This is a genomic window from Rhodococcus sp. MTM3W5.2 (genome assembly GCF_001984015.1).
Taxonomy (GTDB): Bacteria; Actinomycetota; Actinomycetes; order Mycobacteriales; family Mycobacteriaceae; genus Rhodococcus_G; species Rhodococcus_G oryzae.
This window is the reverse complement of record NZ_CP019572.1, coordinates 1,938,343-1,958,998: the sequence shown is the minus strand read 5'-3', so window position 1 is coordinate 1,958,998 and position 20,656 is coordinate 1,938,343. Positions and strand designations below refer to the sequence as shown.

Annotated in this window: 21 protein-coding genes and 3 pseudogenes; 13 read left to right on the top strand and 11 right to left on the bottom strand. The window is 68.3% G+C overall.

Annotation, left to right across the window (positions count from 1 at the left end; genetic code table 11):
* Positions 1 to 16 precede the first annotated feature (16 nt).
* Together BTZ20_RS09020 and BTZ20_RS09015 are read left to right on the top strand one after the other, a co-directional pair.
* Positions 17 to 745: an ABC transporter ATP-binding protein gene (locus BTZ20_RS09020; protein ID WP_077041125.1), complete on the top strand. Its 729-nt coding sequence runs from the start codon at positions 17 to 19 to the stop codon at positions 743 to 745.
* Positions 746 to 805: 60 nt separating this feature from the next.
* Positions 806 to 1,798 (top strand): ABC transporter substrate-binding protein, encoded by a 993-nt coding sequence (locus BTZ20_RS09015; RefSeq protein ID WP_411269142.1) that lies wholly within the window; start codon positions 806 to 808, stop codon positions 1,796 to 1,798.
* Positions 1,799 to 1,811: 13 nt separating this feature from the next.
* On the opposite strand, the gene BTZ20_RS09010 is transcribed toward BTZ20_RS09015, so the two are convergent.
* The 4 genes and pseudogenes from BTZ20_RS09010 to BTZ20_RS08995 form a co-directional block, all read right to left on the bottom strand.
* Entirely contained in the window at positions 1,812 to 2,561 is a 750-nt protein-coding gene (locus BTZ20_RS09010) for an aminoacyl-tRNA hydrolase (RefSeq protein ID WP_077041123.1), read from the bottom strand.
* A pseudogene (gene serB, locus BTZ20_RS09005) lies at positions 2,561 to 3,780 on the bottom strand (phosphoserine phosphatase SerB). Before serB ends, BTZ20_RS09010 begins: the two are co-directional and overlap by 1 nt.
* Before the next feature lie 108 nt (positions 3,781 to 3,888).
* Positions 3,889 to 5,622: a cytochrome c oxidase subunit I gene (gene ctaD / locus BTZ20_RS09000; protein WP_077041122.1), complete on the bottom strand. Its 1,734-nt coding sequence runs from the start codon at positions 5,620 to 5,622 to the stop codon at positions 3,889 to 3,891.
* Positions 5,623 to 5,793: 171 nt separating this feature from the next.
* Positions 5,794 to 6,627 carry a DUF427 domain-containing protein gene (locus BTZ20_RS08995; RefSeq protein WP_077041121.1) on the bottom strand — a complete coding sequence of 278 codons (834 nt, stop codon included), beginning with the start codon at positions 6,625 to 6,627 and terminating at the stop codon, positions 5,794 to 5,796.
* A gap of 102 nt (positions 6,628 to 6,729) precedes the next feature.
* On the opposite strand from BTZ20_RS08995, the gene BTZ20_RS08990 reads away from it, so the two are divergent.
* The 5 genes from BTZ20_RS08990 to BTZ20_RS08975 are packed head-to-tail and all read left to right on the top strand — an operon-like array spanning position 6,730 to position 10,415.
* A complete protein-coding gene (locus BTZ20_RS08990) occupies positions 6,730 to 7,731 on the top strand; it encodes an ABC transporter substrate-binding protein (protein WP_077041120.1) in 1,002 nt (333 codons plus the stop codon).
* A 36-nt stretch (positions 7,732 to 7,767) separates the two neighbouring features.
* Entirely contained in the window at positions 7,768 to 8,844 is a 1,077-nt protein-coding gene (locus tag BTZ20_RS08985; protein ID WP_077041119.1) for an ABC transporter substrate-binding protein, read from the top strand.
* Entirely contained in the window at positions 8,828 to 9,316 is a 489-nt protein-coding gene (locus BTZ20_RS27905) for a hypothetical protein (RefSeq protein WP_223263690.1), read from the top strand. Before BTZ20_RS08985 ends, BTZ20_RS27905 begins: the two co-directional genes overlap by 17 nt.
* Positions 9,268 to 9,921, top strand: coding sequence for an HtaA domain-containing protein (locus tag BTZ20_RS27900; protein WP_223263689.1), 654 nt, complete (start codon positions 9,268 to 9,270; stop codon positions 9,919 to 9,921). Before BTZ20_RS27905 ends, BTZ20_RS27900 begins: the two co-directional genes overlap by 49 nt.
* 2 nt (positions 9,922 to 9,923) lie before the next feature.
* Entirely contained in the window at positions 9,924 to 10,415 is a 492-nt protein-coding gene (locus tag BTZ20_RS08975; RefSeq protein ID WP_077041118.1) for an NUDIX hydrolase, read from the top strand.
* Here BTZ20_RS08975 and BTZ20_RS08970 read toward each other — a convergent pair.
* From BTZ20_RS08970 to nrdH, 5 genes are all read right to left on the bottom strand, one after another.
* A complete protein-coding gene (locus BTZ20_RS08970) occupies positions 10,387 to 10,770 on the bottom strand; it encodes a VOC family protein (RefSeq protein WP_077041117.1) in 384 nt (127 codons plus the stop codon). The two genes, BTZ20_RS08975 and BTZ20_RS08970, sit on opposite strands and share 29 nt — an antisense overlap.
* A gap of 123 nt (positions 10,771 to 10,893) precedes the next feature.
* A complete protein-coding gene (gene nrdF / locus BTZ20_RS08965; protein ID WP_145982259.1) occupies positions 10,894 to 11,868 on the bottom strand; it encodes a class 1b ribonucleoside-diphosphate reductase subunit beta in 975 nt (324 codons plus the stop codon).
* Positions 11,869 to 11,902: 34 nt separating this feature from the next.
* Complete coding sequence (nrdE, locus tag BTZ20_RS08960) at positions 11,903 to 14,089, bottom strand: class 1b ribonucleoside-diphosphate reductase subunit alpha (protein ID WP_077041116.1); 2,187 nt, start codon at positions 14,087 to 14,089, stop codon at positions 11,903 to 11,905.
* On the bottom strand, positions 14,047 to 14,505 hold the full coding sequence (nrdI, locus tag BTZ20_RS08955; protein WP_077041115.1) for a class Ib ribonucleoside-diphosphate reductase assembly flavoprotein NrdI: 459 nt from the start codon (positions 14,503 to 14,505) through the stop codon (positions 14,047 to 14,049). The genes nrdE and nrdI overlap by 43 nt, the downstream gene beginning before the upstream one ends.
* Positions 14,506 to 14,528: 23 nt before the next feature.
* The gene (gene nrdH, locus BTZ20_RS08950) at positions 14,529 to 14,762 is read right to left on the bottom strand and encodes a glutaredoxin-like protein NrdH (RefSeq protein WP_077041114.1); all 234 of its coding nucleotides are present in this window, start codon (positions 14,760 to 14,762) and stop codon (positions 14,529 to 14,531) included.
* A 328-nt stretch (positions 14,763 to 15,090) separates the two neighbouring features.
* On the opposite strand from nrdH, the gene BTZ20_RS08945 reads away from it, so the two are divergent.
* Together BTZ20_RS08945 and BTZ20_RS08940 are read left to right on the top strand one after the other, a co-directional pair.
* Positions 15,091 to 15,912, top strand: coding sequence for a siderophore-interacting protein (locus BTZ20_RS08945; protein ID WP_077041113.1), 822 nt, complete (start codon positions 15,091 to 15,093; stop codon positions 15,910 to 15,912).
* Between the two features lie 38 nt (positions 15,913 to 15,950).
* Positions 15,951 to 16,238, top strand: coding sequence for a hypothetical protein (locus tag BTZ20_RS08940; protein ID WP_077041112.1), 288 nt, complete (start codon positions 15,951 to 15,953; stop codon positions 16,236 to 16,238).
* Between the two features lie 61 nt (positions 16,239 to 16,299).
* Here the strand turns inward: BTZ20_RS08940 and BTZ20_RS08935 are convergent, their stop codons facing one another.
* Complete coding sequence (locus tag BTZ20_RS08935) at positions 16,300 to 16,863, bottom strand: NAD(P)H-dependent oxidoreductase (RefSeq protein WP_077041111.1); 564 nt, start codon at positions 16,861 to 16,863, stop codon at positions 16,300 to 16,302.
* Positions 16,864 to 16,985: 122 nt separating this feature from the next.
* Between BTZ20_RS08935 and BTZ20_RS08930 the strand changes: the two are divergent.
* Together BTZ20_RS08930 and BTZ20_RS08925 are read left to right on the top strand one after the other, a co-directional pair.
* Positions 16,986 to 17,575, top strand: a pseudogene (locus BTZ20_RS08930) (TetR/AcrR family transcriptional regulator).
* Between the two features lie 9 nt (positions 17,576 to 17,584).
* Positions 17,585 to 18,363 (top strand): annotated as a pseudogene (locus tag BTZ20_RS08925) (META domain-containing protein).
* A gap of 10 nt (positions 18,364 to 18,373) precedes the next feature.
* Here BTZ20_RS08925 and BTZ20_RS08920 read toward each other — a convergent pair.
* Entirely contained in the window at positions 18,374 to 18,928 is a 555-nt protein-coding gene (locus BTZ20_RS08920) for a nucleosidase (RefSeq protein ID WP_077043589.1), read from the bottom strand.
* A gap of 89 nt (positions 18,929 to 19,017) precedes the next feature.
* Here BTZ20_RS08920 and nadE point away from each other — a divergent pair, with 89 nt between their 5' ends.
* Together nadE and BTZ20_RS08910 are read left to right on the top strand one after the other, a co-directional pair.
* Entirely contained in the window at positions 19,018 to 19,857 is an 840-nt protein-coding gene (gene nadE / locus BTZ20_RS08915; protein ID WP_077041110.1) for an ammonia-dependent NAD(+) synthetase, read from the top strand.
* A 4-nt stretch (positions 19,858 to 19,861) separates the two neighbouring features.
* On the top strand, positions 19,862 to 20,644 hold the full coding sequence (locus BTZ20_RS08910; protein ID WP_077041109.1) for an SDR family oxidoreductase: 783 nt from the start codon (positions 19,862 to 19,864) through the stop codon (positions 20,642 to 20,644).
* Positions 20,645 to 20,656: the final 12 nt, after the last annotated feature.

The following is a 20,656-nucleotide window of genomic DNA, read 5'->3' as shown; positions in this document are numbered from 1 at the left end:
ACAAGGAGCAGATTCCATGACCGACGTCCTCAGTCCCGCCGCCGCGGCGGCGCACGTGTCGGACCTCCACAAGAGTTTCGACGGCCGGGCGGTCCTCGACGGCGTCGACCTCGACGTAGCACGGGGCGAGATCGTCGCGCTGCTCGGCACGAGCGGCTCCGGCAAGTCGACACTGCTCCGGGCGATCGCAGGCCTGTCCGACGGCCACGAGGGAACCGTGGCGGTCGACGGCCGACCCGCCGTCGCCTTCCAGGAACCGAGGCTGGTGCCCTGGCTCAAGGTGAGCAGGAACGTCGAGCTCGGACTGCGCGACCGGCGCCGCACACCCGCCCGTCTCGCGAAGGCCCGGCGGGTGCTCGAGGAGGTCGGTCTCGGCCATCGGCTCGACGCGTGGCCGCTCACGTTGTCCGGCGGCGAGGCTCAGCGGGCCGCACTGGCGCGGGCCCTCGTCGCCGAGCCGACCCTGCTGCTGCTCGACGAGCCGTTCGGTGCCCTCGACGCACTCACCAAGTTGTCCATGCACGGACTGCTGCTGCGACTGTTCGACGAGCACGACCTCGGCGTGCTGCTCGTCACCCACGATGTGACGGAGGCGGTGGCCCTGGCCGACCGTGTGCTGGTACTCGACGGCGGACGCATCGCGCACGAGGTCACGATCGACCTGCCCCGCCCGCGACCGCACGCCGCCCCGGAGGCCGCCGTGTACGCGGGACGCCTGCTCACCCTCCTGGGGGTCGAGGCCTGACATCCCACCGCATTCGCCCACCGACCCGAACCGATACGAAGAAGAAAGCAGCACAGTGAAATTCCGCTCCCCCGCCTGCGCCTCACCGGCGTCGCCCTGATCGCCGCGACCTCCCTGCTGCTCGGCGCCTGCAGCAGCGGCGGCGACACGACTGCGGACGCCGCGCCGACCGGTCCCGTTGACCTGTCGGCGGTGACGCTGAAGGTCGGTGACCAGAAGGCCATCTCCATCGAGGTGCTGCTCCGGGCTGCGGGCCAGCTGGAGAACCTGCCCTACAAGCTCGAGTTCTCCACCTTCACCGCTGGTCTCCCGCTCGTGGAGGCCGCGAGCGCGGGCGGCATCGACCTCGCCCAGACCGGCAACACCCCGGTGATCTTCGGCGCCGCCTCGAAGGCGAACATCAAGATCGTCGGCGCGCTCGAGGCAACCGGCAGGGGCGACGCCATCCTGGTCGGCAAGGACTCCGCGGCGCGCTCGGTCGCCGACCTCAAGGGCAGGAAGGTCGCAGTCTTCAAGGGCAGTTCCGCGCACGCGAACCTGCTGCTGCAACTGCAGAAATCGGGCCTGACCACACGGGACATCGAGGTCGTCTTCCTCACGCCCGCGGACGGATATGCCTCACTGACCAAGGGCGACGTGGACGCCTGGGCAACCTGGGATCCGTACACCGCGATCGCCGAGAAGGACTCGGGCGCAAGGGTGATCGCGACCGCCGATCAGGCCGCCAACGGGTACAACTTCTGGGCGGCATCCGCCGACGCGATCGCGGACCCCGGCAAGGCCGCCGCCATCGAGGACTTCTTCACCCGCTACGCGGCGGCGACGACCTGGTCACAGGCCAACCTCGACGAATGGTCGACGAGGTACGCGGAGCTCACGTCGATCAGCCCGGAAGCCTCCCGTACCACCTGGACACGGTCGATCAAGCAGCCGATCCCCTTGACCGACAAGGTGATCGCGTCCGAACAGGAGATCGCCGACGCCTTCACCGCGGCGGGCGACATACCCGGCACGGTGGATTTCGCCGCGGCGGTGGACAACCGGTTCGACTGACCAACCGGCGGGGTCAGGGGTGGGCGATCACCGTCATCGAGCCAGGGGCCACTTCGGTGTACCCGGCGTCGCGCACGGCGATCGCCCGCCGCTGCGCCACCAGCTCGCCGAGGGCCGCCCAGTGCGCCGGATCGGCATCCCGCACACTGCAGCGGTAGCCGTCGAGCGACCACGCCAAGGCCCGCTCGGCGTCCATCGCACCCGCCAACAGCATCGAGGCGTGCCCGACCTGGGCCGCTGCCTTGCCGACGGTCATCTCCAGCGAACGGTTGACCCACAGCACCGGCAGGCCCGACACCGGTTCGCCCGGCGCGTCGTGCTCGAGGTCGGTGCCGCCGATCTGGAGTTTGCGGACACGCTGATCGACCTCACCGACCGGGCCGGGCACGATGGCCCGGGCCTGCGCCCCGTCGATCTCGACCGTGACGCCGTCCACCTGCTGCGCGGCGAGCCACTGCGATCCCCTGGCCCGGCGCGCGACCTTCCGGATCCGCGAGCCCGTCCAGTCGAGCAGGGGCTGCCGCCACGGGCCCGGTTCACCGTCGTCGGTCGTGCCTGCCCGCTCGTCGAGGCACAGCGCGACGGTTGCCGCGGCCGCGGCCGCCAGCAGTGCGCTGCGCGCAGGCGGGTGCACCTTGGTGATGTGCAGGACCATCGGCATCGCCAACACCTGTGCCGGGTCTTCCGGGTCCGCGCGGCCGCCGTAGCCGGCCGCGAGCACCGCGTGCCGGTCGATGAAGGCGGCGGGGAGGCGCTCGTCCATCAGAGCGGCACCCGGCGCACCAGCCCGTCCTCGGCGTCGGCCGCCTCCACCTCGTGTCGGGTCACACCGAGGATGAACAGCACCGCATCGAGGAACGGATGCGAGAGCGCCGCGTCCGCCACCTCCCGCAGTGCCGGCTTGGCGTTGAACGCGACCCCGAGGCCCGCGGCGTTGAGCATGTCGATGTCGTTGGCGCCGTCCCCGACGGCGACGGTCTGCTCCATCGCGACGCCGGACTGGGCGGCGAACTTGCGCAGCGCGACGGCCTTCGCGGCCCGGTCGACGACATCGCCGATCACCCGGCCGGTCAGCTTGCCGTCGACGATCTCGAGGGTGTTCGCCTCGACGAAGTCCAGCTCCAGCTCGTGCGCGAGGCCCTCGATCACCTGGCGGAAGCCGCCGGAGACCACGCCGCAGTGGAACCCGAGCCTGCGCAGCGTCCGGATGGTGGTGCGGGCGCCGGGGGTCAACTCGAGCGACTCGCCCACCTCGTCGATGACCGAGGCGTCGAGCCCGGCCAGCACCGCGACCCGCTGGTGCAGCGACTCGGTGAAGTCGATCTCGCCGCGCATCGCGGCCTCGGTGACGGCGCGGACCTCCTCCTCCTTGCCTGCGCGGGCGGCGAGCATCTCGATGACCTCGCCCTGCACCAGGGTGGAGTCCACGTCGAAGACGATGAGCCGCTTCGCGCGTCGGGCCAGCCCGGCCCGCTCCACGGCGACATCCACGGCCTCCCCGACGGCCACCTCGGCCAGTCCGGTGCGCAGGGCGGCGTCCGCCTCGGCGCCGGTGTTGGCGGCGGTCACCATCAGCTCGAGACCGGTCACCGGGTAGTCCGCGATACCGCGGATGGAGTCGATGTTCGCGCCCTGCTTCGCGAGCTCACGGGCGATCGTGCTGAACGAGCGGGCAGTGACCGGGCTGCCGAGCACCACCACCGCGTGGGTGGACGGCGCGGGGCGGGCCGCGGCGAACGAGCCGGACTCGACGTCGACCTGCATGCCGACGGTGGCCATCGCCCCCTCGAGTTCGTCCTGGAGGGCGTCGGCGTCGTTCGGGTAGGACACCAGGACGCCCAGCGTCAGGCGCCCCGGATGACCACCTGCTCCACGTCCAGCAGGCTCACGCGGTGACGCGAGAGCGCCGCGAGCAGCACGGACGTGACGCCGGGGCGGTCCGGTCCGGTGACCGTGACCAACACCGTGGTGTCTGAACCCACCGAGAACTCCCTCCATCCCGCGGTACAGACCGCGGATTCGAACCCATTGTGCCAATCACAAGGCCCCGCCCGAAGCTCGGGCGGGGCCTTGAGAGTTGTTCATTGCGGCTAGTGCGCGTCCTCGAGGACCGCGGTGGCCTTGCTGCCGTGGCCGGGCCCGACGTGCGCCTCGGCACGCATCCGCTCGACCATGTGCGGGTAGTGCAACTCGAACGCCGGACGCTCCGAACGGATCCGGGGCAGCTCGGTGAAGTTGTGCCGCGGCGGCGGGCAGGACGTCGCCCACTCCAGGGAGTTGCCGTAGCCCCACGGGTCGTCGACCGTGACGATCTCGCCGTAGCGGTAGCTCTTGAAGACGTTCCAGATGAACGGCAGCGTGGAGGCACCGAGGACGAACGCGCCGATCGTGGAGATCGTGTTCAGCGTGGTGAATCCGTCGCTGGGCAGGTAGTCCGCGTAACGACGGGGCATGCCCTCGTTGCCCAGCCAGTGCTGCACCAGGAACGTGGTGTGGAAGCCGATGAAGGTCGTCCAGAAGTGCCACTTGCCGAGGCGCTCGTCGAGCAGGCGACCCGTCATCTTGGGGAACCAGAAGTAGATGCCCGCGTAGGTGGCGAACACGATGGTGCCGAAGAGCACGTAGTGGAAGTGCGCGACCACGAAGTACGAGTCGGTGACGTGGAAGTCGAGCGGCGGGCTGGCGAGCAGCACGCCGGACAGACCACCGAAGAGGAACGTCACAAGGAAGCCGACCGAGAACAGCATCGGCGACTCGAAGGTCACCTGGCCCTTCCACATCGTGCCGATCCAGTTGAAGAACTTCACGCCGGTCGGAACCGCGATCAGGAACGTCATGAAGGAGAAGAACGGCAGCAGCACGGCGCCGGTGGCGTACATGTGGTGCGCCCACACCGCGATGGAGAGGGCCGCGATACCCAGCGTGGCGTAGACCAGGCCGCTGTAGCCGAAGAGCGGCTTACGGCTGAACACCGGGAAGATCTCCGAGACGATGCCGAAGAACGGCAGCGCGATGATGTAGACCTCGGGGTGACCGAAGAACCAGAACAGGTGCTGCCAGAGCAGGACGCCGCCGTTGGCCGGGTCGAAGATGTGTGCCCCGAAGTGCCGGTCCACGAACACACCCAGCAGCGCCGCGGTCAGCAGCGGGAAGGCCAGGAGGATCAGGACGCTCGTCACCAGGATGTTCCAGGTGAAGATCGGCATGCGGAACATGGTCATGCCGGGGGCGCGCAGACAGATCACCGTGGTGATCATGTTGACGCCACCGAGGATGGTGCCGAGACCACCGACCGCGAGGCCCAGGATCCACAGGTCCGCGCCGACGCCGGGCGAATGCAGGGCGCTGGTCAGCGGGCTGTAGGCGGTCCAACCGAAGTCGGCGGCACCACCGGGGGTGATGAAGCCTGCGGTGGCGATGAGCGCGCCGAACAGGTACAGCCAGTAGCTGAACGCGTTCAGGCGCGGGAACGCCACGTCGGGGGCGCCGATCTGCAGCGGCAGGATGTAGTTCGCGAATCCGAACACGATCGGGGTCGCGTACAGCAGCAGCATGATGGTGCCGTGCATGGTGAAGAGCTGGTTGAACTGCTCGTTCGACAGGAACTGCATCCCCGGAACCGCGAGTTCTGTTCGCATCAGCAGGGCCATGAGGCCGCCGACGAGGAAGAACGCGAACGACGTCACCATGTACATGATCCCAAGAACCTTGGGGTCAGTGGTGGTGATCATCTTGTAGATGTACGAGCCCTTGGGTCCCAATCGCGCCGGGTAGGGCCTGGCGGCGTTTATCTCGGGGACTGGCTGGGGCGCTACGGCAGTCACTGATCCTCCTGAATGTGCCCTTGGTCGCTCCGCAGGCTCCGCTCAGGACGTCCGGCCCCGGGCTGCGAGGCGAACGTCCTCTTGCTTGCGCTCTGACGAATCGTAGACCGTCCCTCCACGATCCGCGGAGCCGGTCCTACCCATCGTCGTACTTCGTGTCGCGTACAGCCGTCACGCAGGCTCCGACCAGGGAGTACGCGGCCGAACCATCGGCGCTCCATCGACGATAACGTCGAGCCGCTCCTGAAAGAAGGCCACCAGTCCGGCGATCTGCGGACAGTCAGGCAGCGGCCGTTCGTAGCTCCACGCGACGTCGACTCCTGACTCGCCCGCCTGCTCCACGGTGAAGTACGACGCCTCCCCCTTGTAGGCGCACCACGTCCTGGTCGCCGTCGACTTCAAGGCGACGCGGACGTCCTCGCGCGGGAGGTAGAAGCGGGTCAGTGGCAGGCTGGTCTCGAAGACCATCATCGACCGATCGGACTCGGCGATCAGAACGCCGTCGAGCTCCATCCGGACGCGCCGGGAGCTGCGGCGGACGTCGACCCGATGGAACGGGTCGCGCGGATGCCCCCTGATCGGTTCGTCCTCCTCGAGCCAGTCGAAAGCCGCGAAGTCCAGCAGCACCAGGTCGGCCAGTTCTGGATCGTCGGGACGGAACGCGACGCCGTCGAGAGCGTCGCCGCCGACCTCGACGGTCAGCGCGGAACCCGGGCAGCTGTGGAAGCCGAATCCGGTCCGCGGATCGAGGACCGGATCGCCGTCACCGAGCGGAACGGGGACCTCCGGCGCAGCAGCGGCCGACGAGGTGGTCATCGGTGCCGCGACGTCCGCGACGGGGAGCGCATAGACGGGGACCACGCGCCGCGGCTCCCACACCAGCGCGGCACGGGTGGAGTCGGCCACGACCACGTCGCCCCGCAGCGCCCGGATCCGCTTGGCGGTCGGCTGAAATCTCAGCTCGTCAAGGCCCTGCATCAACATCTGGCTCACCGAAACGGCCATCGCACCATTGTGCCCCCGCTCGACCGCGCGGACGGGGCTTCCCACGACAAAGGTCAGCCTTGCTAAGGTTTCGCTTACCTAATGATCTGACAGGAGTTCTCTGTGAAGGCCCGCAAGAATCCGCTGCTCACGCTCGTCGCGGGAGCCGCAGCCGCAGTCATCGGTCTGACCGGCTGTTCGACCGAGAACACCGAGGCGGCCCCGGAGCCGACCGCGCAGGCGCCGTTCCCCCGCACCGTCGAGCACGCGCTGGGATCGACCGAGATCCCCGCAGCCCCGAAGCGGGTCGTCGCCCTCGACACCAGCTATTCCGACGCCGTCCTGCTGCTCGAGACCGACCTGGTCGGGTACGTCACCTATCGCACCGACACCCTGCCGGACTACCTCGGCGACGCCCGCGACGAGTACGCGAAGGATGCCGTCGCGGTCGGCCCGCTGGCCACGCCCAGCATGGAGAAGATCGCCGAACTACAGCCCGACCTGATCGTGTCCGCGAAGGTCCGGCACGGCGACATCTACGAGCAGCTGTCCAAGATCGCGCCGACGGTGATGTCCGAGACCACAGGGCCGACATGGAAGGACAACATCCGCCTGCTCGGCAAGGCCCTCGGCAAGGAGGACCTCGCCGAGCAGAAGATCGGCGCCTACGAGGACCGCGCGGCGGCCGTCGGCGCCGAGATCAACGCCAAGGCGAACAATCCGACCGTCTCGGTGGTCCGCTTCGCTGGCGAGCCGACCGCCCGGATCTACCGCAGCACCTCGTTCAGTGGCATCGTGCTCGACGACGCCGGACTGGCCAGGCCCGCCAGCGCGGCTCCGGACCCGGCGAAGCCCTCGAGCATCGCCAACGACATCAGCCCCGAGCTGATCACCGAGGCCGAGGCCGACCTGATCCTGGTCTCGACCTACCACGCCCCCGACGGCAGCACCGCGGTGGCCGACCACGCCAAGCCGTTCCTCACCAACCCGCTCTGGGCCGGCCTGCGCGGCCGCAAGATCGACGTCGACGACACGGTCTGGATGTCCGCGGTCAGCGTGCAGGGCGCGGGCGGCATCCTCGACGACCTGGCCGCGGCCTACGACGTCGACCCGCGCCGCGGCTAGTCTCGACACCGCCCGTCAGCTCAGGAGGACCCCCACATGCGTAAGCCTCATCTCGTCCGCCGCGTCGTGCCCGCGGCCCTGCTCACGGCGTCGGCCGTGCTGCTCGCCGCATGCGGCGGGGCCGGCACCGACGACGCCGCCGACGGCATCGTGCGCAGCACCACCACGGTCGCGGGCGCGGGCGTGCTCGGCAACGACCGCGACACCGAGAACGTCTGCGGCCCAACCGCTCCCGTGGACCCCGCGGGCGTGACGGGCACCACCCGCAAGGTCGTGCACGCGGCGGGCGAGACCGAGGTACCGGCGGATCCGCAGCGGATCGTGGTGCTCGACACGGACAAGCTCGACACCGTCTGCGCGCTGGGCCTGCAGGACCGGCTCGTCGGCGCCGCGGTGACCGGGGCGGTCGGGTCCCAGCCCGAGTACCTCGGGCCGACGATCGCGGGTGTCGAACCGGTCGGGACGGTGCAGGAACCGGACATCGAGAAGATCGCCACCCTCAAGCCGGACCTCATCCTCGGCTCGAAGTTCCGCACCCCGGAGCTCTACCAGCAGCTCAGCGCGGTCGCCCCCACCACGTTCACCGAGAAGGTCGGCACCACGTGGAAGGACAACCTGCTCCTAGACGGCGCCGCACTCGGCCGCGGCGCTGCCGCACGCCAGGCCCTCGACGACTACCAGGGCGCCGCCACCGCGACCGGCGACACCCTCGACTCCTCCCAGACGCAGGCCTCCGTGGTCCGCTTCATGCCCGGTGCCATCCGGATCTACGGGCCGGACAGCTTCGCCGGCCAGGTCCTCACCGACGCGGGCGTCCAGCGCCCGACCTTCCAGCGCCTCGAGGACGCCAAGGACAAGCGGTTTGCGGAGCTCAGCGAGGAACAGCTGAGCAATGCCGAGGGCGATGTCATCTACGTCAGCTTCTACGGCGACGAGGCAAGGGGTCAGGGCGTCGAGGTCATGAACGGCGGCCTGTGGCAGGGCCTTGGCGCCGTCAAGGACAAGCGCGTGTTCACGGTGGACGACGAGATCTGGATGACCGGCATCGGCGTCATCGCCGCCCGCGGCATCCTCACCGACCTGGAGGCCTCACTCAATGGCTACGTCAACTAGGCGCCGCGGTGCCATCGCCTCGCTCACGGCCGCGCTGATCGGTTCGCTGGCGTGGGCGGCGCCTGCCGCTGCCGCGCCTGCCGAACCGACAGGGCACGCCAGGATCGAGCTGTTCGCCGCCGACGGCACCACCGCGCTCGGCGACACCGCCGTGCACGAGGGTGACCGGATCGTGGTGCGCGGCACCGGGTTCGATCCGCAGGCCAATACCGGTGGACTGCCGGTGCCGGTGCCGCCGGGCGTCCCGCACGGCACGTTCGTCGCGTTCGGTGCGTTCGCCCCGCAGTGGCGTCCGTCCGAGGACGCACCGGCTCAGGCCCGGGTCGGGCAGCAGCGCTCGGCCACCGCGTGGGTGATGTCCGAGGACGCGCTGAACCGGGTTCCGGACGCACCCTTCGATTTTCGTCGCACCATCCGTCAGCAGTGGGTCCCCTCGCGGGCGACGGTTCCTTCACCGCCACACTCACGGTGAAGAAGCCGGCGACCGCAGCCCCCGACGCGGTCTACGGGGTGTACACCTACGCCGCCGCGGACGCCGTCAACGCCGCGGAGGAGCTGTCCGTCCCGGTGAACTTCGACCCGACTCCCGGGCCGAACGCACCAACGCCGCCCGCCCAGGACCTGCTGTGGGCCCTCGCGCCCGGGTACACCGAGCTGGTGCAGCGCGGCACCCAGGGTTCGGTCGTCGGCAGTGACGGCGGGACGGTCCGCAAGGACGGCCGCCTCGCGTTCGAGCTCGACTCCGCCGACGTCGATCCGTCGACCGGTCTCGGCACCGTCCGCTATCGGGGCACCGTGGTCTCCTTCACCCGCTTCCGCCTCGCCGAGATCGCCCTGGCCGATCCGTGGATCGAGTTCACGCCCGAGGGCACGTTCCTGTCCGCGGAGACCTCCGAGGGCAACATGGTCGGCACCGACGCCATGAGCCGGATCCGGTTCGCGCAGTTGGACGTTCCGGCGAACGCGGGCGTGTCCGAGTTCGCCGATGTCCCAGCCCGGTTCGCGGCGCCGCTGCAGCCGAGCATCCTGCTGCCGTACTCCGGCGGGCAGGCCGCCCCGGTCACCTTCCGGTACTAGCCGTGCCGATCCCCCGGTTCGTCAGCGACCTCCGCGCTCACGTCGGACACGCCCCCTTGTGGCTGTCCGGCGTGAGCGCGGTCGTCGTCGACGATGCGAGCCGAATCCTGTTGACGCGCAGGGCCGACAACGGGTTGTGGGCGGTGGTCTCCGGCATCCTCGAACCCGGCGAGGAACCCGGCCCGGCGGCGATCCGCGAGATCCTCGAGGAGACCGGGGTCGAGGCGGAGCTCGTGCGCATCACCAGCGTCGACACCGCCGGTCCGATCACCTACCCGAATGGGGACGTCGCCAGCTATCTCGACGTCTGCTTCCTGGCACGGCACACCGCGGGCGAGGCGCGCGCGGCCGACGAGGAGAACCTCGAGGTCGCCTGGTTCCCGCCGGACGCGCTGCCCGCGGACCTCACCGAGAGCTCGACGCGGCGCATCGAGAGGGCCCTCCGCGACGTGCCCGAGGCATGGTTCAGCCGGCGTTCTCCCACAGACCCATGATGTTGCCCTCGGTGTCCTTGAAGTAGGCCGCGAACCCCATCTCTCCGACCGGCTGCTTCTCCCCGACCGTGGTTCCGCCCAGCTCGCCGATCTTGGCAAGGGCGGCGTCGATACTCGGCACGTCGATGGTGATCACCGGCCCCTTCGGATACTCCGGGACGCGCTCGAACATGCCGCCGCCGATGTAGCCGGGTTCGGCGGGCATCCCCGACTCCGCGGCGGGCCCGGTCGAGACGATCGTGTAGCTCATCTCGGGCATCTCGACGGTGTTCCATCCGAACGCCTGCTGATAGAACTTCCTCGCCCGGTCCCCGTCGTCGAACGGGACCTCGAAGTGCACAACCTTGCCGCTCATCGTCTCTCCTCACCTGAAGTGAACATCCGACGATGCCGACGCTAGCCCGATCCCCCGCACACGTGAAGGGCCCCTGCACGCGTGCAGGGGCCCTTCATCGGCGTTGTTCTGACGGGAGACGGACTAGAAGTCCCAGTCCTCGTCTTCGGTGTTCACGGCCTTGCCGATCACGTAGGAGCTGCCCGACCCGGAGAAGAAGTCGTGGTTCTCGTCCGCGTTCGGGGACAGCGCAGACAGGATCGCCGGGTTCACGTCGGTCTCGTCCTTCGGGAACAGTCCCTCGTAGCCGAGGTTCATCAGCGCCTTGTTGGCGTTGTACCGCAGGAACTTCTTGACGTCCTCGGTGAGACCGACCTCGTCGTAGAGATCCTGGGTGTACTCGACCTCGTTGTCGTAGAGCTCGAAGAGCAACTCGAAGGTGTAGTCCTTCAGGTCGTCGCGCTCGGCCTGGCCGAGCTGCTCGAGGCCCTTCTGGTACTTGTAGCCGATGTAGTACCCGTGCACGGCCTCGTCGCGGATGATCAGCCGGATCAGGTCGGCGGTGTTGGTGAGCTTGGCCCGCGAGGACCAGTACATCGGCAGGTAGAAGCCCGAGTAGAACAGGAACGACTCGAGCAGCGTCGAGGCGACCTTGCGCTTGAGCGGATCGTCGCCACGGTAGTAGTCCATGACGATCTGCGCCTTGCGCTGCAGGTTCGGGTTCTCCTCCGACCAGCGGAATGCGTCGTCGATGTCGCGGGTCGAGCACAGCGTCGAGAAGATCGAGCTGTAGCTCTTCGCGTGCACCGACTCCATGAACGCGATGTTGGTGTACACCGCCTCCTCGTGCGGGGTGATCGCGTCCGGGATCAGGCTGACGGCACCGACGGTGCCCTGGATCGTGTCCAGCAGCGTCAGGCCGGTGAAGACCCGCATTGTCAGCTGCTTCTCGTTCGGAGTCAGGGTGTTCCACGACGGGATGTCGTTGGACACCGGGACCTTCTCCGGCAGCCAGAAGTTGCCAGTGAGGCGATCCCACACCTCGGCGTCCTTCTCGTCGGGGACGCGGTTCCAGTTGATCGCCGACACCCGGTCGACCAGCTTGATCTTCTCGCTCACGATTCCCTCACTCCATTCGAGCCGTACGCCACGGTCACAGCATGCACGAGACGCAACCCTCGACCTCGGTGCCCTCCAGGGCCATCTGACGCAACCGGATGTAGTACAGCGTCTTGATGCCCTTGCGCCACGCGTAGATCTGGGCCTTGTTGATGTCCCGGGTGGTGGCGGTGTCCTTGAAGAACAACGTCAGCGACAGGCCCTGGTCCACGTGCTGGGTGGCCGCGGCGTAGGTGTCGATGATCTTCTCGTACCCGATCTCGTAGGCATCCTGGTAGTACTCCAGGTTGTCGTTCGTCAGGTAGGGCGCCGGGTAGTAGACGCGACCGATCTTGCCTTCCTTGCGGATCTCGATCTTCGACGCCACCGGGTGGATGGAGCTGGTGGAGTTGTTGATGTAGGAGATCGATCCGGTCGGCGGGACCGCCTGCAGGTTCTGGTTGTAGATGCCGTGCTGCTGCACGGACGCCTTCAACTCACGCCAGTCGTCCTGGGTCGGGATGTGCAGGCCCGCATCGGCGAACAGCTGCCGCACCCGCTCGGTCGCAGGCTCCCACACCCGGTCGGTGTACTTGTCGAAGAACTCACCGGACGCGTACTTGGACTCCGGGAAGCCCGCGAAGTACGTGCCGCGCTCCTTGGCGATCTCGTTGGACGCCCGGATCGCGTGGAACACCACGGTGTAGAAGTAGATGTTCGTGAAATCGATGCCCTCGTCGGAGCCGTAGTGGATCCGCTCGCGCGCCAGGTATCCGTGCAGGTTCATCTGTCCGAGACCGATGGCGTGGCCGTCGTCGTTCGCCTTCCGGATCGACGGGACGGAGTCGATGGAGGTCTGATCGGCGACGGCGGTCAGCGCGCGGATCGACGTCTCGATGGTCTGCGCGAAGTCCGGCGAGTCCATCGTCTTGGCGATGTTCAGCGAACCGAGGTTGCAGGAGATGTCCTTGCCGATGTGGCTGTAGGACAGGTCGTCGTTGAACGTCGACGGCGTGGAGACCTGCAGGATCTCCGAGCACAGGTTCGAGTGGGTGACCTTGCCCGCGATCGGGTTCGCGCGGTTCACCGTGTCCTCGTACATGATGTACGGGTACCCGGACTCGAACTGCAGCTCGGCAACGGTCTGGAAGAACTCGCGCGCCTTGATCTTCGACTTGCGGATGCGCTTGTCGTCGACCATCTCGTAGTACTTCTCGGTGACGTTGATGTCCGCGAACGGCTTCCCGTAGATCCGCTCCACGTCGTACGGCGAGAAGAGGTACATGTCCTCGTTCTTCTTCGCCAGCTCGAAGGTGATGTCGGGGATGACAACGCCGAGGGACAGCGTCTTGATGCGGATCTTCTCGTCCGCGTTCTCCCGCTTGGTGTCGAGGAAGCGGTAGATGTCCGGGTGGTGCGCGTGCAGGTACACCGCGCCTGCGCCCTGACGCGCGCCGAGCTGGTTGGCGTACGAGAACGAGTCCTCGAGCAGCTTCATGATCGGGATGACGCCGGAGCTCTGGTTCTCGATCTTCTTGATCGGGGCGCCGTGCTCGCGAACGTTGCTGAGCAGCAACGCGACTCCGCCGCCGCGCTTGGACAGCTGCAGGGCGGAGTTGATGGAGCGACCGATCGACTCCATGTTGTCCTCGATGCGGAGCAGGAAGCAGGACACGGGCTCGCCGCGCTGCTTCTTGCCTGAGTTGAGGAACGTCGGGGTGGCCGGCTGGAACCGGCCTGCGATGATCTCGTCGACCAACTGGGTCGCCAGGTGCTCGTCACCGGCGGCGAGGGTGAGCGCGACCATGCAGACGCGGTCCTCGAACCGCTCCAGGTACCGCTTACCGTCGAAGGTCTTGAGCGTGTAGGAGGTGTAGTACTTGAAGGCGCCGAGGAACGTCGGGAAGCGGAACTTCTTCGAGTAGGCGTGGTCGATCAGCGACTTGACGAACTCACGGCTGTACTGGTCGAGGACCTCGGGCTCGTAGTAGTTCTCCTTGACCAGGTAGTCCAGCTTCTCGTCCAGGTTGTGGAAGAAGACGGTGTTCTGGTTGACGTGCTGGAGGAAGTACTGGTTCGCGGCCTCGCGGTCCTTGTCGAACTGGATCTCGCCGTTCGGGCCGTACAGGTTCAGCATCGCGTTGAGCGCGTGGTAGTCGAGCTCCCCCGCGGATGCGTCGGGTCGTGCCGCAGCGCGCTCTACACTCGCTGCCGGGGCTGCGTCTGTGATTGTCGGTGCCACTGTTCACTCTCCATGAATTGTTCGAGCCCGTCCCGGACTGCTACTACGTCTTCGGCGGTACCCATGAGCTCGAAGCGGTACAGGTACGGAACCTTGCACTTCTGCGAAATCACGTTTCCGGCATAGCAATACGACTCGCCGAAGTTCGTATTGCCCGCAGCGATCACCCCGCGAATGAGGGAGCGATTGCGCTCGTTGTTGAGGAATCTGATGACCTGCTTGGGCACGTAACTCGTGTCGCGACCGGTCGCGGTGATCCCGCCCCCATAGGTCGGCAGGATCAGGACGTACGGCTCATCGACCTCGAATGCGCCTTCGCGGTCATGCAGCGGAATGCGCGCTGCCGGGACACCCAGCTTCTGCACGAAGCGGTGGGTGTTCTCCGACGCGCTGGAGAAGTAGACCAGCGATGTCACAGCCGATCATCTCCGTGTGATCTTCAGGCGGCGGCCGCGACGAGCGACTTGATGCGGTCCGGACGGAAACCCGACCAGTGATCCTCGCCCGCCACCACGACGGGAGCCTGCAGGTAACCCAGGGCCATCACGTAATCGCGGGCCTCCGAGTCCTCGGTGATGTCGATGACGGAGTACTCGATACCGGCCTTGTCGAACGCCCGGTAGGTCGCATTGCACTGAACGCACGCCGGCTTGGTGTAGACGGTGATGCTCATGTAAGTCCCTCTTTCTCTGGCTTACGGAACTGATGGTCAGTGACGCGGAAGATCATGTGGATCCCACCTACTGGACAGCGCTCCGGCCTGTTTTCTCGACCGTTCCGGCTATGCCCTCTCGGTGTTCTAGACACTACACCTAGTGTCCGACATATCCATAGAACGCGAGATGTTGTGAACCACAACCATGGAATTCCCAGGTCGTAAGGCATCCGGACCCGACTCGAACACCCCCTCTCGGCGTGTCGCAGGTCACATTTTCGCCTTGCCGTGCGCGGCGCTTCCCCTCTGTGCATGCGGTCACCGCCGACCGGCCTAGGGTGGGGCGGTGCCGACCGCCGAGGATCCCCAGTTCCACGCCGCGGTGGTGTCGACCACCCACCTGTCCCCCAGCCTGCGCCGGATCCGATTCGCGCTCGCGGACCCCGCCGCGTTCGCCTCCAGCGGCGATCCCGACGAGCGACTGCTCGTCGAGTTCGGCGAGGACCACCGGCGCAGTTACACCGTGCGCCGCTGGGACGCGGACACCGGCAACGTCGACATCGATTTCGCGGTGCATGCGGGCGGGCGGGCCGCCGAGTGGGCGCGGGCGGCCGAGCCGGGCGAGCCGGTCCGACTGTCCCACCCGAAGGGCTGGTACCGGCCACCGCAGGACGCGCGCTGGCAGCTGCTGCTCGCGGACCTCAGCGCGCTGCCCGCCGCCGCTCGCATCATCGAGAACCTGCCGCCCGGCACCGGCGCCCACCTGGTCGCCGAGATCCCGGAGCCGGCCGACGAGCAGGACTGGGCCACCGACGCGGAGCTGACGGTGACCTGGCTGCACGACACCGGCAACGGCCGCACCCCGAGCGCGCTTCCCGAGTGGCTGCGCGCACACCGGCTCCAGGACGGCCCCGGCTACGTCTGGTCGGCGGGCGAGACGGGCGCCTCGCGGCAGATCCGCAGGCACGTCCGCCGCGAGCTGGGCTGGGCGGCGGATCGATTCGACATCATGGGCTACTGGCAGGCGGACAAGGAACGCTGGCTGGCCAGGTACGCGGAGGTCGAGCCGCAGATCGAGGCGCTCACCATGAGCGAGCTGTCGGCAGGCCGCAGTATCGACGAGGTCCGGGACGCCGTCGACGACGCCCTCGAGCAGGCCGGGCTGTAGCCCTCCAACCCACGCAGGATCCCGGTTAGGCTGCCGCTGTGAACATTTCGCTATGCGTCCTGCTGTGGGCCCGCCCTGGCGAAGAGGAAGGTCTCGTCAGATACGAGGATCGGGTCCTGGAGCTCGTCACCGAGCACGGCGGCCGGGTGCTGCAGCGGGCCCGCACCGACGGCACCGGGGATCAGCCCCTGGAGATCCAGCTGTTCACGTTCGAATCGCAGTCGGCTTTGGACGGGTACATGCAGGACGAGCGCAGGCTCGCTTTCGCCGACGAACGCGACCGGGTTGTCGAACGCACCGAGTTGATGCGGGTCACACTCGGTTGACCATGAACCCGGGCCCGGGCGATGCGTGATGCACCGCCCGGGCCCGAATGGAAAAGATGTGTCAGGCGTCGACGAGCACCTTCGTCGCGTTCACCAGGTCGGCGACGACCTTGGCGAGCTGCGCCGAGACCTCGGCGTTCTCGCTGGCGTGCTTGTCGCCGAACTTCTCGAAGGCTCCGCCGATGACGAGCGCAGTGTCCTCGACCACCTTGCCGCCTGCGATCCCGACGGCCTTGGTGGTGTCCTCGTGGGCCCACTTCGCGCCGTTGGGGCTCGGGGAGGCGCTGATCACTGCGACCGGCTTACCGGAGATGGCACCGACGCCGTAGGGACGGGAGATCCAGTCGATGGCGTTCTTGAGCACGGCGGGAATGGTCCCGTTGTACTCGGGCGTCACCAGCAGGAGGGCGTCGGCGTCGGCGGCCGCCGCGCGCAGCGCCTCCACGCTGTCGATGGTGCCGGCGACGTCGATGTCCTCGTTGTAGAAGGGCACGTCGGCGAGGCCCTCGTACACCGTGACGTTCGCGCCCTCGGGCGCGACGCCGACGGCGGTCTCGGCGAGCTGACGGTTGACGGAGGCGGCGCGCAGGCTGCCGACCAGGACGAGAACGTTGGCTTCAGACATTGGAGACTTCCTTCGATGATCCGGGGGCGCTTGCCGATCTAGGTATATCAGCTAAGCGGACCGTGGTCCACTTATATTCCTGGGAGGGTACGATCGGCCTCGTGCAGACCACTCCGATCCAGATGGCCGACCAGCCCGAGGCCGAACGGTGCGACGCCGTGCGCAACCGCGCGTTACTGCTGAACGCCGCCGCCGCGCTGGTCGCGGAGCGGGGCGCGGACGCAGTGACGATGGACGCGGTCGCCGCCAAGGCCGGTGTGGGCAAGGGCACAGTGTTTCGGCGGTTCGGCAGCCGGTCCGGTCTGATGCAGGCCCTCCTCGACCACACCGAGCAGGAACTGCAGCACGCCTTCATGTACGGACCACCGCCCCTTGGTCCCGGCGCCGAGCCCATCGACCGCCTCGTCGCCTTCGGCCGGGCCCGCATCTCGCTCGTGGACCTCAGCGGCGACACACTCCGCGCGGTGGAGGACTCCCCCGAGCTCCGCTTCGGCAGCGCCCCCGCCAGGTCAGCCTCACCCACGTGGCGATGTTGCTGCGCGCGGCGGGCACCGAGGGTGACATCCCACTGCTCGCTCACAGCCTGCTGGCGCCCCTCGAGGCCTCGCTGGTCATGTACCAGATCCGCACCATGCACATGCCGATCGAGCGGATCGCCGACGCCTGGGAGGATCTGGTCCGACGCGTCACGGCGTGCCCGGCGGGTCACTAGGCTCCTGGCATGCGCCTTCGCCGTGTAGCCGGACTCGCCCTGCTCGCCGCCGCCGTCCTCACCGCCTGCAGTGCGGAGAGCGCCTCGACGCCGAACGGTGAGGACCTGCAGGGACGCACCTTCATCTCCACCGAGGTCACGGGCACCCCGATCCCCGGCGGCGGGCCGCTCACCGTCGAGTTCGTGGAACCGGACAGGATCTCCATGACCGCCGGCTGCAACCGCGGCAACAGCACCGTCGACCTGTCCGACGGCAAGGTGGCCACCGGACCGATCGCGACCACCATGATGGCCTGCGTCGGCGACACCGCAGGCGCCGACGAATGGATGACCTCGCTGTTCGAAGCAGATCCGGCCTGGACGCTCGACGGCGAGACCCTCACGCTGACCACGAGCGACACCTCGGTCACCCTCCTGGACAAGAAGGTCGCCACCCCGGACCGCCCGATCACCGGGACCACCTGGGTCGTCGACCAGCTGATCAGCCCGAGCGCGGTCACCACATCGGTAGCGCTCGAGACCTCCGCCCCACCCTGCTGATCGGCGAGGACGGCTCGGTCAGCGGATCCACCGGGTGCAACCGGATGACCGGCACCGCCCAGGTCGCGGGAGACAAGGTCACCTTCGGCCCGCTCGCGACCACCACAATGGCGTGCGAGCCCGACATCGCCGAGGTCGAGCGGGCGGTGCTGAACGTGCTCAGCGGCGAGACGACCTTCACCGTCGACGCCGACCGGGCCCGCGTGATGCAGGCGGACGGCGACGGGCTGGGCCTGCGCGCCCAATAGCGGGACGGCGCTACAGGTTCTCGGTCAACCAGTTGCCGAGGATCCGGGCGCTGGCGTCCACCTGGGCCGGCCAGTCCATGGCCGACTCGTCGGCACGATCGCTGACGTGCTTGACGATTCGGCATCCGACGCCCATCCGCGCGCAGGATGCCGCCACCGCGAAACCCTCCATGTCGACGAGGTCGGCCCTGGTCGCGAGCGCATCCCGCACCACCGCGTCGGAGATGAACACGTCGCCGGTCGCGAGCACCGAGTCGTCGCCGTCGGGGAGCGTGATCCGGTCCGTCACCGGGTGCCCGAGCGAGCGCAGCACCTCCGCGCTGATGTCGTGATTGAGCACCGCCGACGGTACGAACAGACCGGCATGGTGTTCGTGCAGCGCCCCCGCGGTGCCGATGTTGACCACCGACGGGCGTTCGTCGGGCCGGTACCGCGCGAGCGCCTCCGTGACCGCGACCGCCGCGGCGACCTTCCCGATCCCGGTGACGACCACCTCGAATCCGTCAGGCACGTATGCGGCCTCCCCCTCGGTGGCGGACACGACGAGGAACCTGGGCGCGGTCACGTTGGGCACGCGTGGCACTGTATCGGCCGCCGTCCGGGTCCCCGCGCGCACCCGCGCGGGGACCGCCGACCGTCGCTAGAGTGACGCGCATGGCGAATCTCCGGGCGGAAATCCTGCAAGAACTCGGCGCGAAGCCGACCATCGACGCCGAGGGTGAGGTGCGCGCGCGCGTCGACTTCCTCAAGGGCTACCTGCGCTCCACTCCCGCCAAGGGATTCGTGCTCGGGATCAGCGGCGGCCAGGACAGCACCCTGGCGGGCCGGCTGGCGCAACTGGCGGCCGCCGAGCTGCGCGAGGAGGGCCACGACGCCGAATTCGTCGCGGTCCGATTGCCGTACGGCGTGCAGGCCGACGAACACGACGCCCAGACCTCGCTCGAGTTCATCAAGCCGGACCGCTCGGTGACCGTGAACATCAAGCCGAGCACCGACGCCGCGGCCGCCGAGAGCGCCGGGGGTCTCGCCGAGATCATCGGGCACGACGGCGAGCTGCGGGACTTCGTGCGCGGCAACATCAAGGCCCGCGAGCGGATGGTGATCCAGTACGCCATCGCCGGTCAGCTCGGCCACCTGGTCATCGGCACCGACCATGCCGCGGAGGCGATCACCGGCTTCTTCACCAAGTACGGCGACGGCGGCGTGGACCTCACACCGCTGACCGGTCTGAGCAAGCGACAGGGCGCCGCGCTGCTGCAGCATCTGGGTGCCCCCGCCAGCACCTGGGCCAAGGTCCCGACCGCCGACCTCGAGGACAACAGGCCCGCGCTGCCCGACGAGGAGGCACTCGGCCTGCGCTACAGCGAGATCGACGACTACCTCGAGGGCAAGGACGTGACCGCGGCGGTGGCCGAGAAACTCGAGTCCATGTACCTGGGCACCCGGCACAAGCGGGCGGTGCCGGTGTCTCCGCTCGACGACTGGTGGAAGTGACGCGATGAGCACCGTCCTGATCGCGGGCGGCACCGGCACCGCCGGCGCGGCGGCGGTAGCCGAACTCCGCTCGCGCGGGCATCGGGTGCTGACCCTGAGCAGGCACTCCCCCGAGGGTCCCGCCGCCGACCACGTCACAGCGGACCTGCTCACCGGCGAGGGCCTGGCCGCGGCGCTCGACGGCGTCGACGCGGTGATCTCCGCGGTGAACGGCCAGACCCGACAGACCAGGCCCGTGTTCACCGACGGCGCCAGGAACCTGGTGCGCGCCGCCGAGGCGGCGGGGGTACGGCGAGCCGTCCTGCTGTCGATCGTCGGCGTCGATCGGGTGCGGTTCTCCTACTACGAGGCGCTCACCGAGCAGGAGGGCATCTACTCCGCCTCCGGCCTGGACGTCCGGATCGTGCGATCCACCCAGTTCCACCAGCTGCTGCGGTCCATCTTCGCCACGTCCGCGCGGTTCGGGGTGATCCCGGCGGTCCGCGGCGCCCGCTTCCAACCGATCGACCCGACGGACCTGGCCCGCGCCCTCGCGGACGCCGCGCTGACCGAGTCCACCGCCGACGGCAGGATCGAGGTCGGCGGTCCGGAGGTACTGACGATGCGTGAGCTGGCCGAGTCCTGGAAGCGCGCGACCGGCAGCCGGGCCCTGGTGCTCCCGGTCCCGATCCCCGGTGCGCCCGGCCGGTTCCTGCGCGCTGGGCTGAACCTGACCCCGGAGAACCGCTACGGCACAGTCACATTCGACGAGTGGCTGGCCACCGAGGCACCTTCGACGAGTGGATGACCGGCGAGGACT